We start from the raw sequence: 12330 nt of genomic DNA on the forward strand, positions 1-12330 counted from the left end.
TACTCTTACCCTAGCCTCTTCTCTTAAAAAATCCCTAGTGCATGTCCATTCTCGTCAATATCCATATTAAGCGCAGCAGGTTTTTTTGGCAGGCCAGGCATTGTCATAATTGAACCTGTTAGCGCCACAAGAAACCCAGCTCCGAGTGAAGGACGGAATTCCCTTACCGTAATCTTAAAATCAGTTGGTCGCCCAAGCTTCGTCTGATCATCACTTAACGAATACTGCGTTTTGGCCATACAGATTGGCAGGTGATCCCAACCGTTTGCTTCAAATTGCTGTATTTGTTTTAACGCTTTTGGAGCAAAATCTACGCCTTGTGCTCCGTATACAGTTTTAGCAATAGCTTCTACTTTTTCTGGAATTGAAGCTGACACATCGTAAAGAGGAGAAAATTGACTTTCTGTCTCGTTCATGACTTCAAGAATTTTTTCAGCAAGCATGACGCCGCCTTCTCCACCTTTTTCCCATACTTCTGTTAAAGCAACTGGAACATTCTTTGAATCACACCAATTCATAAGCGCTTCTACTTCACCTTCTGAGTCCGTCACAAAACGGTTCACGGCTACAACGTAAGGAACGCCGAATGCCTGAATCGTTTCAATATGTTTTTCCAGATTTTCAATTCCCGCTTCTAAAGCCTCAATGTTTTCTTCATTTAAACGCTCTTTAGGAACTCCCCCATGCATTTTTAAAGCGCGAATTGTTGCAACGATTACCACCGTTTCTGGTTTAATATCTGCCATACGAGCTTTAATATTCAGGAATTTTTCCGCGCCCAAATCTGCCCCAAATCCCGCTTCTGTTACTACATAGTCGCCTAGTTTTGCAGCCATTTTTGTTGCAATGACGCTATTGCAGCCGTGGGCAATATTAGCAAAAGGACCTCCGTGAATGAGGGCTGGAGTGTGTTCCAACGTCTGTACAAGGTTTGGTTTAATCGCATCTTTTAAAAGAAGAGTAAGCGCTCCTTGTGCACCTAAGTCTGCAACCGTTACAGGCTCATTGTCCATGTTATAAGCTACCACAATAGACGCTAAGCGACGCTTCAAGTCTTGTAAATCTGACGCTAAGCAGAAAATAGCCATAATTTCTGATGCCACCGTAATATCAAATCCATCTTCTCGAGGAACACCCTGCATCGGACCACCTAATCCAATGACGACCTGACGCAACGCGCGGTCGTTTAAATCCACCACTCGTTTCCACGTGATTTTACGTGTATCAATACGCAATTCATTACCTTGATGTATATGGTTATCTAAAATAGCCGCCAGCGCATTGTTAGCTGTTGTGATGGCATGCAGGTCTCCAGTAAAGTGTAAGTTAATATCCTCCATTGGAAGCACTTGAGCATAACCGCCGCCAGCGGCACCTCCTTTAATTCCCATTACCGGACCAAGAGATGGTTCACGCATGGCGACAATCGCTTTTTTACCTAATCTATGTAATGCCTGAGCTAAGCCAACTGTCACTGTCGACTTCCCTTCTCCTGCTGGAGTTGGATTAATAGCTGTAACTAAAATAACTTTTCCATCTTGTTTTGTGTGTAAACGTTCCATAACGGACAAAGAAAGCTTAGCTTTATAATGTCCGTACGGCTCTAGCTCGGCCTCTAAAATATCCAGCTGCTCGGCAATCTCTTTAATCGGTTTAATGATTGCCTCTTGTGCAATTTGCAAATCACTTTTTATTTGCTTCTTAGTTGTCATATAAAAACCCCTTTTCTGCTGAGAATTCTTTTTAAACACTTCATCAAAAAAGGATAAAATCCATTTTCTGGGGGAGATATGAAGTTTAATAAATACAGGAACGACTGCGCTGTAAATTTCACTGAGTTTCAGTCAAGTAAAAAAAGCATAGCAACGCTCCAGTTTAACCTTATTGTACCATTTCATTTTAGCCATTACGCATATTAATGCTCTTTTTTTTCAAAATTCAATTGCTTAATATTCTGTATATTCCTATAATAGTATATTGTACATAAATGTTGAACCTCATCTTCACGTGAGAAAGAACATTTATACGCGTCATTACTTCGAAATCGAATAGGAGGAATTTTATTGCCTATTAATATTCCACGTGATCTTCCGGCAAAAGAAATTTTAGAAAAAGAGAGAATTTTCATTATGGACGACGTGCGCGCGGTTAACCAGGAAATTCGCCCGCTTAATATTGTTATCCTAAACTTAATGCCGGAAAAAGAAAAAGCTGAAACACAATTATTACGTTTACTCGGGAACTCACCGCTTCAAGTGCATATTACACTTCTTTATACGGCAAGCCATAAAGCAAAAACAACGAGTAAAAATCACCTAGATCAGTTTTATAAAACGTTTGAACAAATTAAAGAACGAAAATATGACGGAATGATTATTACAGGAGCACCTGTAGAACATATACCATTTGAAGAAGTAAACTACTGGAAAGAACTTCAAGAAATTATGGATTGGTGTAAAACAAATGTGACTTCTACCCTTCATATCTGTTGGGGAGCTCAAGCCGGACTTTATCATCACTTTGGCATTGACAAGCGGCCTCTTTCTGATAAATGCACGGGTGTATTTACGCATGTTGTATCGAGTGAAGAACCGATTAAGCTGCTGCGAGGATTTGATGATGTCTTTTATTCTCCTCATTCTCGTCACACCGACGTCGACATGAATGAAGTAAAAAACCACCCTGACCTTGAGCTTCTTTCCTACTCTGAGGAAGCTGGTGTTTATATGGCGATGTCTAAAGACGAAAAGTTTGTTTTCGTTACAGGACACCCAGAATACGACGTTCAAACACTGCAGGAAGAATTTCTTCGAGATACAGAGAAAGGGCTAGAGCCGAAGCTTCCGGAACACTATTTCCCAAACAATGATCCCGACAAAAACCCTTTAAAAACATGGCGCTCTCATGCCAACCTGCTGTTTATGAATTGGTTGAACTACTATGTTTACCAAGAGACTCCATATCTGTGGGAATGAAAGAACCGAGCGGCCGTATTTCAAACATAAAAAACGACAAGTCCTTATATGGATTTGTCGTTTTTGCATGTGCTGCTGTTCTCTTTTTAACGTGGATAATATATGTATGTTCTTCTCGCAAACTGTTATAAAAAAGGATTTTCCTGCTCCAGATTCAACATTTCTTTTTTTGTAAGTAGCTATGTTTTTCTTTTTAATTCGCATTTAGAACATAGTTTTATCAAATAAATAAAACACAATCTTCTTCTAACAGATTGTGTTTTATAGTTCTTTAATATATTCAATGACTGAATCTGGAAATTCGTTTCGAATTCCGCAATTCCCACAATAAAATCCGCTATATTCGTCTGTCGCAACGTACTGCCTTAAAAGAAACAATGTTAACCTGTTTGGGAGACCGCATTCTGTGCAAAACGCCAGGTATTTGCTGCGCTGTCTGTTTGCTGACATACGTTTCATCCTTTCGATTAACCATAGAAAGCGTTTTCTTATTTATATGGCGCTTTCTTATTAGTTTATGACAGCAATTACGGTCTACCTCCAATTATTATCGCGACGAGAAGGGCGGAATAAACGCAAAATTAAATTAATTATAAGCACAATAGCTAAAATGTTAATTAACAACCCAAAAATCCCGCCCAGTGCACCCATATGACCAAGCAAACCGCCAAATAACATCCCTGCCAGACCGCCATACAGCAGTCCACGGGCGAATCCTCCTCGTTTTGAACGGGTAACGCCTCGATTTACAGTTCCATTTCTGCGGTTTGAAAAATTAGATCTCGGCTCATTTTGTCTAACGCTTGGCTGTCTATTAAACGAACGCTTTCCCGAACGATACGACCTTGCACTTACTTTATAGTCGTCGTGATAGGAAATATATTCAGCTAAGGGAGATAAACTTAGCGAAAAAATCAATGCTACAGCGATCAGTATTTTTTTCATCTGCTTTTTCCTTTCTTCACCTAATAGTAACTGTTTATTATAGTGCGCTGTTTCATGCATATCATACGTTTTGATACAAAAGGGAAATTCAGCTTCATACAAAATTTTTAATCGGGTATCATAACGTTATACTTTGCCCTAGAAAGGAGCGTGCATGTACATGATACGAAGAATTAGTATACTGCTTTTCACACTGTGCTTCTTATTTAATGGAGCCCTTCCTGCACTATGTAAAGCGGAACAAGTAAAAAATGTAGCTGTGCGTGACCGTTTGCTTTATCAAGGTAATAACCACCTAAAGCAGACCGCCCTAACATTTGATGATGGACCGGATCCGCGCTTTACTCCACATGTATTGGATCAATTGAAAAAGCATGGTATTAAAGCAACCTTTTTTCTTATTGGGGCAAAAGCTCACGAACATCCTGAGCTGGTGAAGAGAATGGTAGCTGAAGGTCATGCTGTTGGGATTCATACCTATTGGCACCCCAATTTACTAAAAGAATCTACTGAAAAGTTTCACTGGGAAATTGCCAAAACCCAGGCTATTATTAAAAACATTACCGGTTTTGAAACGCAGCTGTTTCGTCCTCCATATGGAAATTTAACGCAAGAAATGATCAACGAGCTGCCAAATGAAAATGTCTATGCGATTAACTGGTCTTCTGATTCATTAGACTGGAAGCAAATCCCAGAAGCAGAAATCACCAAAAATGTATTTAAGAACATGCACGCCGGAACAATTGTTTTGATGCACGACGGAGGCCATTGGACCATGGACCTTTCCAACACCTCAAAGTCGCTGGATACCATCATTCCTAGACTTAAACAAGAAGGATATCATTTTGTGACCGTCCCAGAACTTTTGCACATCCCTTATCCAAAAAATTAAGCTCCAACGAGTTTCTGATTTAGAAACTCGTTGGAGCTTTACGATTTCCCTTAATAGAAAGTAAATATGCCTCTCCTACAAAAAGAGCGTGTCAAAGGTTCTAATTCAAATCCATCTTAAAACTCAAAAGCATGCCTTATTTCTTCAAAACGTTATCATACTAAAGGTACAAAATGAAGCATTCTTTTTTGTTCCATCGCTCTACAATAGAGGGAATTTACGGATAACCTCTAAAATAGGTTTTAAGTTGCATGATTAGGAGTAAATATTACTATAACTACTCTCATATTTTTAGACAAGCTGCATATAGATAAAATGAGAGAGTCGAACGCATTCCACATATCCCTAAATTTCTTCTTCTCACAAAAAAATTGACGAACTTTTTTTGTCAACAGGTGCGTATAGATATGATAGAATTCCTATATAATGACCTGGATTCATTTCTAAACAAGGAGTTTTGACTATGATTAATGAACAAGAGACGTTGTTATTTATTAAAGAACTTGGCCGCTTGTTAAAAGACTATCAAAACTGTTCAAACGCCTCTGTAAAAAGTGAAATATATAAAGATATCGTGTTGTTGAGCAATGTTATCCAGTTAGATCACGTGAACGTTTCTTACGCTTAGAAAATCCTTTTTATTTCTTTATACATTTCAGTTTTTCTACTATAACTACAGAAAAGGAAGAAAGGAGACGATTTCCATCCATCTCTTTTCTTCCTTTTCTCTTTATCAGTTTTTTATGGTTATTTAGAACATAGTTTTATTAAAATTATTGTAGAGTTTTTCGAGTGTCTTCGGTCCAACTATTCCATCTACCTGCAGATAAAGTGCTTGTTGAAAAGCTTTTACCGCTTTGAAAGTGGAAGACCCGAATATACCGTCTGCGCCTCCAAAAAGAGAATAACCTAAGTGAATAAGCATACGCTGAATTAACTGTACGTGATTTCCTCGATCTCCGTATTTAATTAACATGCTTGAAGCCTTTGGCGTCTGTTTTTTAGGTACTTTTCCACTTCGAAGCTCCGACAAAGATAAACCGAATGTATATTGAAAATGAGGGTAATCTTTTAAGCTTGTCCAATCTCCTCCCCATTCCAACCCAATCCTTTTTCCTATCTCTCCCGCTTTGTTCCATCTTCGATCAATGGTCCAGTCAACTTTTCCGTCGTTATCAAGCAGCGCAATATCAAAAGCTAGTCCATAATTATGATAAGAATAGCCGCCTTTAGCATTAGTCACGATACTTCCTGGTGTTGTTCGGCCTTGTGAATATAGTTTATGCTGCTGCTCTATCGATCTAAACCCTTCAGTGATACTAACAAATATGCTTTCTTTATATGCTTGCCCAATGAGATCGTACGATTTTTCTTGCACTATTTCATGTACATTCTGCAACTTATTTTCTGCTTTTTGTAACAGCTTATCTAATGATAAATCACTCATACTCCCCACTCCTTAACTAGATGGCTTCTCCTTATATATACGTATAAGACAAACTCTAAGGGAGGCATCCAGTATCAGTTTATGCGGGAAGCAGTTAAGTTGTGCAACATGTAGAGCTGCTGTTATTTCAGTACCCAGTGGCTGATAGCCTTCGCTACTCCGTTATTGACATTTGTATCCGTCACCCAGTCCGCTGCTTCTTTTACAGCTTCCTGAGCATTTCCCATGGCGATTCCACAACCTGCCGCTTCAATCATAGCCATATCATTTAAGCTGTCTCCCAGTGCAATAACTTCATCCATTGAAATGCCCAAACGTTCACATACAGTCATGATCCCTTTTGCTTTGTTAATACCAAGTGCATTAATTTCTAGATTCGTTAAACTAGAGTTGCTGATTTCAAAATCTGAAATGCCTGCTATTTGTTTCAGCACTTCTTCTCGTAAAGCATCATCTGGAATATCGTAGCCAAACTTCAGCCATTCCTGTGAAGCAATATCTTCTGGAAATTCATCTCTCCATACTTTATCCGTAGTCACAGCCCAAAAGTTAAGCTTATTCTCTTGCGTTAAATTCCACATTTTCTCAATGTGTGAAGCATCAATTAACTTTCGTTCTACAAGCTGTCCAGATTCATCCCAAATTTCACTTCCGTTTACTGTAATAAGGTAAGAAGACAGCTGAAGAGACTGCGCGTATTCACGGCATGTTAAAAGAGATCGCCCCGTGCTTAATACCACATGAACACCTTGTTCTTGAGCTTTAGCAATGGCCGCACGATTTTCTTCAGAAATTTCTTGCTGATTGTTCAGCAGGGTCCCATCCATATCTAGTGCAATCAGTTTAAATTCTTTCTTTTCATTTGTTTGCATCTTTCTCTCTCCTTCTCATCAATAGTAAGTATGACATTACGCTGAGCATTTGGCTTATACTATGTAACTCTTACTATAACTGTAGCACAGGAGCATTTCACTCTGCATCAGATAAGCGCTAAAATGGTCAATTATTCTACGGGGAATAATTGAAGGAAGACAAAATGGCTTTGCCGTAATTTACATATAACGCTTTTCATTTTTAGTTATTTCAACTAGAATTTTGGTAAAAGGATGTGAATGTTATGAATACTATTATTTCACCAGCTGACTTACATACTGCATTACAGCAACCCCAACACTCCATTGTTTTGCTCGACTGCCGATTTACTCTTGGAAAGCCTGAGGCAGGCGCAGATGCTTATCAAAATGAGCACCTCCCAGATGCTCATTATTTGGATTTAGAAAAAGATTTGTCCTCTGTGGCTACTTCCCACGGAGGCAGACACCCGCTGCCCGATGTTCAAAAGCTAGCTCAGAAGCTCGGCAGCTTAGGAATTAATGCTGATTCCAGAGTCGTCGTTTATGATGAACAAAACGGAATGATGGCTTCAAGAGCATGGTGGCTACTGCGATATATAGGAATTGAATACGTACAAATTTTAAATGGAGGTTTTACTAACTGGAAACAATCGGGATATGAAACAACGAAGAACGTACCAGAAGGTTCTCCTCAAACGTTTGTACCTTTCGTGCAACAAGATTGGGGACTTGCAGGAGTTGAATACGTAAAAGAGAATCTTCATAACCCTAATGTTGTTCTTGTCGACTCTCGCGAAAAAAAGAGGTATCTCGGCTTAGAAGAACCCATTGACTTTGTAGCAGGACATATTCCAGGCGCCATTCATTCTTTTTGGCAAGATGTGTTAACTTCAGAAGGTTTATGGAAAACAGATAAAGAGTGGAAGGAGATGTTCTCTGCTATTGATTCTCCCGCTGAAATCATTGTATACTGCGGATCGGGTGTATCTGCTTGCCCTAACGTTTTGGCTTTAAAATCAGCAGGTTTTCCAAATGTAAAATTATATGCCGGCAGCTGGAGCGATTGGATTAGCTATCGTGACAATCCAATCGAGAAAAACAGATAGACAAAGAAGGCTCAGTCTCACCAAAAGTATAGGGACTGAACCTTCTTTTTTTGTATTCTTCTTATTAGCCGCATGTTATTTGCTGAGCCTTAACATAAAATCATGAAGCCGCTCTAAGGTAAGCAAATTTTGATTACATGCTTCGCTATCTTGACAAATATAATTTCCTCGTTGTGTAAATGTCCCTTGAACAGTTCCTTTGATTTCAGCAGTGAACATACCGACTTCCTCGTAGCTGTGGCAAAGTGTGCATATTCCCTTCTGGTTGATAGGTTTAAACGTTCCTTGAATACCTTTTAACTTCTGGGTATCCGGATCCTGCGCTACGATAAACTTTTTGTTTGAGCCTTTATCGATCCAGCTGACATAGGAAATGCTCGTTAGATCAATGTTATCAGCAGAAGGAATCTTTAACTTTTTCACTTTTGGAAACAGCTTTTTCACGCCAGCTTCTGTAAAAGATTTAAATGGAATCACGTAAGGCTTTATCGTTTCTAAAAACACCTCTGCTTGTTCTTTATTTCTAACTTCAGCAACTGACAGCAGTAATTCTTCTTGTTCCTCGCTAAGAACATCAAACACATTTAATACTTTTTCTTTTGCAAGAGCTTTTAAAGCCTGCAGCACATCTGAATTGTTTACTGTTCCATGCCCATTGATAAGGATTTGCGTTTGGCTTTTGATAAAGTTATATTGATCATTTCTTATAAACGCTTCCACGTTCTTCACTCCTTCTTCATTTAATCAGCTACTTTTTACTTTACCGTACGGATTCCTTTTACGAAATGTAAAAAATAAATCAGAAATAAACTATACCTAAAAAAGCGCGGGCATTCAGTTGCCAGCGCTTGATTTCTACCGTTGCTTTTTATATACAATTTTTTTGATGGTTTCGGTTGATAAAAAGTATTCACGAGCTAGTTCCTCAATTGAAGTTCCTTTTTTAAACAAATTCTTAATCCGTTCGTTTCGCTCGTCAATCAACTTTCTTCCACCAGAGCAAGTTCCCCATTTTCTTTTTGCCTTCTGCGGCTTTGGAATATAAATGGTTTCTCCTTGAATATATTTTTGAATTTCACTAATCAGCTCTTCAGGTAAAATATTTGTTGCTTTTACATACGTCATTTCTGCCAGCTCCTTATGTGTTTTTACTTATACAATAAGGGGCAAAGCCGTATATATTAGAAATGAGATATGCGCGGTTAGGCGATGTCTATTACTAAATCGTCCACCCCATGCAAAGTATCGCCTTTCTAATATCAGGCTTTGCATGAGACGCTGCAGTATCCGGTAAACATCTTTTATTTACCATTTATTACACCTCCACTTTACATCGAATGTAAACCAAACTTGTAGAAAATTACAATTATTGGCTCAGATTTTATTATAAGCTATCTATAATCTTGCACACAACACCTTCTTACTTATAAAGATGACACCATAAATAAAACGAACTTGCAGGGAGCTCGTTGTTCTCCCTGCAAGTTCGTTTTATTTTTGTTATGAACGCTTCTGCTTTTTGTTAGCTGAACTGCTTTGAACACCTTGTTCAGAAGTGGTCGTCCCTTGTCCTTCTACATTTGGTGAACCTAGCTCTGATTTTGAGCGGTCTTTTTTAATTTTACTCATGTCACTCACCTCCAGTTTGTAGTGTACCCTTTGTACAGCTACATATAAGGAGAGGTGTGCTGTTTTTATTGTTTCTTGAGCATAAATAGCCATAGAAACGTTAAGGCTTGCTTTAATTCATTTGGGAGGTGTCCAATCAGCTTATCAGTAACATTTCGCTTATATACACCTTCGCCATCGATTACTTCCCATCCATTTTCTTTTGCAAGCTGTTCAAACTCCCAGGGCATCATCGTATTGCAAATAACGTCTTCACCGTATAATCGTCGAAAGCTATTGGTACGAGGCTGAGCAGTTGGCCCAAGAATACCTACACATGCATATCCTTCTGGCTTTACAATTCGGTGCAATTCCTTCAAAGCTAATCGCGGGTGCTCCGTCCATTCTAGGGCGTTGATTACCATAACCCCTTCTACTGATTCAGAAGACAGCGGAAGCTTCATAATATCAGCTTGAGCGAACGACAAATTTTCACTTTTATGCAGCTGGGATGCTTTTTGAATCATTTCTTCCGATAAATCAAGACCGATTGCTTTATATCCAGAAGCAGCTAGAAGAGACGTTCCAAACCCATCACCGCAGCCCACGTCTGCCACCATACCACCTGATTTAAGATGTTTTTGAATAAATGGAATCACTGTTTTGCGGCTTCCGTTTTTCCACATTTCTTCACTTCGGCTATTCCAAAATGATACTTTTTGGTTCCACTCGTCTTGAGCTTGAACATGCCAATTAAATGTTGTCATTTTTTATCCCCTTTGCACTCTTTTCTTTACCTTATCACTTTTTATAATGAATAAAAACGACTATTTCAGCAACCATATAGATGTAAAGGAAGGTGTTTATTTGTATGAAAGAACGTTTCGTTGCAGTACGTAAAAATGCAAACGGGGACCTCTTAGAATTCCAAACGGCTTCAGGAGACGTTTTAACCTATGAAGAAGCGTTAAAGAAAGTAGAAGCCGGGGACGTTGAGCATGTGAGTACCTTTGTAGGGAAAGACGGCGGTACGTATATTCGCAGCATTCCTGATCATGACAAAACAAATAACCTCGATGCATTGCCATCGTTTTAAAGGAGAATGAAGATGACTAAAAAGAATAACAAAGGAAGCGCTAATCAAAGTAATCCAAAAACGCAGCACCACCTTGTAGAAATGGGTGAAGAAATTTCAAGCGGGGATAATTCAAAAGGAAACAAACGCAACAAGGATCAGTCAAGTAAAACACAATAAGAAAAAGCCGTGCTTCTTAGCACGGCTTTTTCTTATTAATGTTGGCTAGGAAGACCTAATGTTGAAAAATCTCCTGTTGCTACGCTTGTTCCAACTGAAGCAACACCTGCTACTAATGTAAACGCTAATGCCATACCGACTAATACTTTTTTCATAATTATTTCCTCCTCTTTCTTTGATTTGACTCTAGTGTATCACAGGATAAAAGTAGATGAATTCCTTTCTATCAGCATTTATCGCCTTAAAACCATGGATTTCCTCCATTTTAATAGAAATTTCTCAAAAATTATAATGATAGGAATATTTTAAACAAATAGAGCTTCAAGTTCTTTTTCTACTAGCTTGACGAATCGCTCATTTCGTTGCAGGGTGAAAATGGTCATAGACTTTTCCATATATTCTTTACCTTGTTCAATTTTACCTAACTTGATTAAGCTCTCTCCTGCTTGGTAATGAAGTTCTCCAAATAAATACATTGATTCATTACTAATGCACAAATCGATTCCTCGATTGCTATATATTAGTGATTCATCATAGTTACTCATATCTCCAAGCGTTTTGGCAAGTGCATTTAAAATTCTAATTTTTATATTTTCATCTTTTGTTTGGGGCAGCTCATTTAAGCTTTTGAGTGCTGTTTGATATGTATCTAGAGCCTGTTCATACTCTTTCTCTTCATAAAGAATAATCCCAATGCTATTTAAAATTTCAATTTCTCTTTCCTTATAAAATGTTGCCGATTGTTTAGTAAGCTCGATCGCTTGGTACATTTTAGACAGCGCATCTTCTTTGTTGTGATGAATGTAATACACGCAAATACCTTCGTGCCACATTAAAAATTGCTTGTTCAGCGGGTTTTGAAACAGGGGACTTTCTTTTTCTTTTACAATGATATTATGAATAGCATCATAATCTCTCTGACGAATATATTGACGAATTAACGATTGAACCGCATCTACGTAATCAAGTCGAGGTGATTCTACACTATCAAAAAAGTAGTTAACATCTACGCCAAGGCGCTTAGAAATTTTATAGAGGGTAATGCTTGATGGATATTCTTCACCGTTTTCAATTTTGCTGATTTGCGCTTGTGTACAAATGTCTCTTGATAATTCTTGTTGTGTCAACCCTGCCATTTTGCGAAGGTCTCTCATAACACTCCCAATTCTATACTCTCTCATCTCTTTTCTCACCCTTACTTTCACATAATATATTCTCTCTATAAACATATAGTGCTTTTATTTAGAT

Annotated in this window: 16 protein-coding genes; 6 read left to right on the forward strand and 10 right to left on the reverse strand. The window is 38.4% G+C overall.

The genetic code is table 11. The features are described 5' to 3' along the window. Positions 1-23: 23 nt before the first annotated feature. Positions 24-1712: a formate--tetrahydrofolate ligase gene (locus MMB69_RS14885; RefSeq protein WP_221782740.1), complete on the reverse strand. Its 1689-nt coding sequence runs from the start codon at positions 1710-1712 to the stop codon at positions 24-26. Between the two features lie 351 nt (positions 1713-2063). Here MMB69_RS14885 and metA point away from each other — a divergent pair, with 351 nt between their 5' ends. Next, the gene (gene metA, locus MMB69_RS14890; RefSeq protein ID WP_013056685.1) at positions 2064-2975 is read left to right on the forward strand and encodes a homoserine O-acetyltransferase MetA; all 912 of its coding nucleotides are present in this window, start codon (positions 2064-2066) and stop codon (positions 2973-2975) included. Positions 2976-3236: 261 nt separating this feature from the next. On the opposite strand, the gene MMB69_RS14895 is transcribed toward metA, so the two are convergent. Together MMB69_RS14895 and MMB69_RS14900 are read right to left on the reverse strand one after the other, a co-directional pair. Then, positions 3237-3425 carry a hypothetical protein gene (locus tag MMB69_RS14895; RefSeq protein ID WP_014460480.1) on the reverse strand — a complete coding sequence of 63 codons (189 nt, stop codon included), beginning with the start codon at positions 3423-3425 and terminating at the stop codon, positions 3237-3239. A gap of 84 nt (positions 3426-3509) precedes the next feature. Continuing rightward, positions 3510-3920: a hypothetical protein gene (locus tag MMB69_RS14900; protein ID WP_221782738.1), complete on the reverse strand. Its 411-nt coding sequence runs from the start codon at positions 3918-3920 to the stop codon at positions 3510-3512. Between the two features lie 160 nt (positions 3921-4080). Here MMB69_RS14900 and MMB69_RS14905 point away from each other — a divergent pair, with 160 nt between their 5' ends. Continuing rightward, positions 4081-4812 carry a polysaccharide deacetylase family protein gene (locus tag MMB69_RS14905; protein ID WP_221782736.1) on the forward strand — a complete coding sequence of 244 codons (732 nt, stop codon included), beginning with the start codon at positions 4081-4083 and terminating at the stop codon, positions 4810-4812. Positions 4813-5275: 463 nt separating this feature from the next. Continuing rightward, positions 5276-5440: a hypothetical protein gene (locus tag MMB69_RS14910; protein WP_013056680.1), complete on the forward strand. Its 165-nt coding sequence runs from the start codon at positions 5276-5278 to the stop codon at positions 5438-5440. Between the two features lie 123 nt (positions 5441-5563). Here MMB69_RS14910 and MMB69_RS14915 read toward each other — a convergent pair whose 3' ends face one another. Both MMB69_RS14915 and MMB69_RS14920 read right to left on the reverse strand, forming a co-directional pair. After that, positions 5564-6259 (reverse strand): peptidoglycan-binding protein, encoded by a 696-nt coding sequence (locus tag MMB69_RS14915; protein ID WP_221782734.1) that lies wholly within the window; start codon positions 6257-6259, stop codon positions 5564-5566. Positions 6260-6381: 122 nt separating this feature from the next. Next, positions 6382-7131 (reverse strand): Cof-type HAD-IIB family hydrolase, encoded by a 750-nt coding sequence (locus tag MMB69_RS14920; RefSeq protein WP_221782732.1) that lies wholly within the window; start codon positions 7129-7131, stop codon positions 6382-6384. Between the two features lie 245 nt (positions 7132-7376). On the opposite strand from MMB69_RS14920, the gene MMB69_RS14925 reads away from it, so the two are divergent. Further along, positions 7377-8219 (forward strand): sulfurtransferase, encoded by an 843-nt coding sequence (locus MMB69_RS14925; protein WP_221782731.1) that lies wholly within the window; start codon positions 7377-7379, stop codon positions 8217-8219. Between the two features lie 75 nt (positions 8220-8294). On the opposite strand, the gene MMB69_RS14930 is transcribed toward MMB69_RS14925, so the two are convergent. From MMB69_RS14930 to MMB69_RS14945, 4 genes are all read right to left on the reverse strand, one after another. After that, positions 8295-8939: a FusB/FusC family EF-G-binding protein gene (locus MMB69_RS14930; RefSeq protein ID WP_221782729.1), complete on the reverse strand. Its 645-nt coding sequence runs from the start codon at positions 8937-8939 to the stop codon at positions 8295-8297. Between the two features lie 135 nt (positions 8940-9074). After that, positions 9075-9353, reverse strand: a complete 279-nt coding sequence (locus tag MMB69_RS14935; RefSeq protein ID WP_308123221.1) for a CD3324 family protein — start codon at positions 9351-9353, stop codon at positions 9075-9077. A gap of 366 nt (positions 9354-9719) precedes the next feature. Then, complete coding sequence (locus tag MMB69_RS14940) at positions 9720-9848, reverse strand: YuzL family protein (RefSeq protein WP_013056674.1); 129 nt, start codon at positions 9846-9848, stop codon at positions 9720-9722. Between the two features lie 65 nt (positions 9849-9913). Beyond that, complete coding sequence (locus MMB69_RS14945) at positions 9914-10594, reverse strand: class I SAM-dependent methyltransferase (RefSeq protein ID WP_221782727.1); 681 nt, start codon at positions 10592-10594, stop codon at positions 9914-9916. Positions 10595-10698: 104 nt separating this feature from the next. Between MMB69_RS14945 and MMB69_RS14950 the strand changes: the two genes are divergently transcribed. After that, positions 10699-10923 carry a DUF3892 domain-containing protein gene (locus tag MMB69_RS14950; protein ID WP_221782725.1) on the forward strand — a complete coding sequence of 75 codons (225 nt, stop codon included), beginning with the start codon at positions 10699-10701 and terminating at the stop codon, positions 10921-10923. 12 nt (positions 10924-10935) lie between these two features. After that, positions 10936-11082 carry a hypothetical protein gene (locus MMB69_RS14955; RefSeq protein ID WP_013056671.1) on the forward strand — a complete coding sequence of 49 codons (147 nt, stop codon included), beginning with the start codon at positions 10936-10938 and terminating at the stop codon, positions 11080-11082. A gap of 305 nt (positions 11083-11387) precedes the next feature. Here MMB69_RS14955 and MMB69_RS14960 read toward each other — a convergent pair whose 3' ends face one another. After that, positions 11388-12263: a helix-turn-helix domain-containing protein gene (locus tag MMB69_RS14960; RefSeq protein WP_014460489.1), complete on the reverse strand. Its 876-nt coding sequence runs from the start codon at positions 12261-12263 to the stop codon at positions 11388-11390. Positions 12264-12330 lie beyond the last annotated feature (67 nt).

This window comes from Priestia sp. P5 (assembly GCF_029522155.1).
GTDB lineage: Bacteria > Bacillota > Bacilli > Bacillales > Bacillaceae_H > Priestia > Priestia megaterium_E.

Excerpts from the sequence above, each read along its gene's own strand:
- MMB69_RS14900 (WP_221782738.1), bottom strand. The coding sequence starts at position 3,920 with ATGAAAAAAATACTGATCGCTGTAGCATTGATTTTTTCGCTAAGTTTA.
- MMB69_RS14950 (WP_221782725.1), top strand. The coding sequence starts at position 10,699 with ATGAAAGAACGTTTCGTTGCAGTACGTAAAAATGCAAACGGGGACCTC.
- MMB69_RS14945 (WP_221782727.1), bottom strand. The coding sequence starts at position 10,594 with ATGACAACATTTAATTGGCATGTTCAAGCTCAAGACGAGTGGAACCAA.
- MMB69_RS14925 (WP_221782731.1), top strand. The coding sequence starts at position 7,377 with ATGAATACTATTATTTCACCAGCTGACTTACATACTGCATTACAGCAA.
- MMB69_RS14960 (WP_014460489.1), bottom strand. The coding sequence starts at position 12,263 with ATGAGAGAGTATAGAATTGGGAGTGTTATGAGAGACCTTCGCAAAATG.
- MMB69_RS14905 (WP_221782736.1), top strand. The coding sequence starts at position 4,081 with ATGATACGAAGAATTAGTATACTGCTTTTCACACTGTGCTTCTTATTT.
- MMB69_RS14910 (WP_013056680.1), top strand. The coding sequence starts at position 5,276 with ATGATTAATGAACAAGAGACGTTGTTATTTATTAAAGAACTTGGCCGC.
- MMB69_RS14940 (WP_013056674.1), bottom strand. The coding sequence starts at position 9,848 with ATGAGTAAAATTAAAAAAGACCGCTCAAAATCAGAGCTAGGTTCACCA.
- MMB69_RS14895 (WP_014460480.1), bottom strand. The coding sequence starts at position 3,425 with ATGTCAGCAAACAGACAGCGCAGCAAATACCTGGCGTTTTGCACAGAA.
- MMB69_RS14920 (WP_221782732.1), bottom strand. The coding sequence starts at position 7,131 with ATGCAAACAAATGAAAAGAAAGAATTTAAACTGATTGCACTAGATATG.
- MMB69_RS14885 (WP_221782740.1), bottom strand. The coding sequence starts at position 1,712 with ATGACAACTAAGAAGCAAATAAAAAGTGATTTGCAAATTGCACAAGAG.
- MMB69_RS14955 (WP_013056671.1), top strand. The coding sequence starts at position 10,936 with ATGACTAAAAAGAATAACAAAGGAAGCGCTAATCAAAGTAATCCAAAA.
- MMB69_RS14915 (WP_221782734.1), bottom strand. The coding sequence starts at position 6,259 with ATGAGTGATTTATCATTAGATAAGCTGTTACAAAAAGCAGAAAATAAG.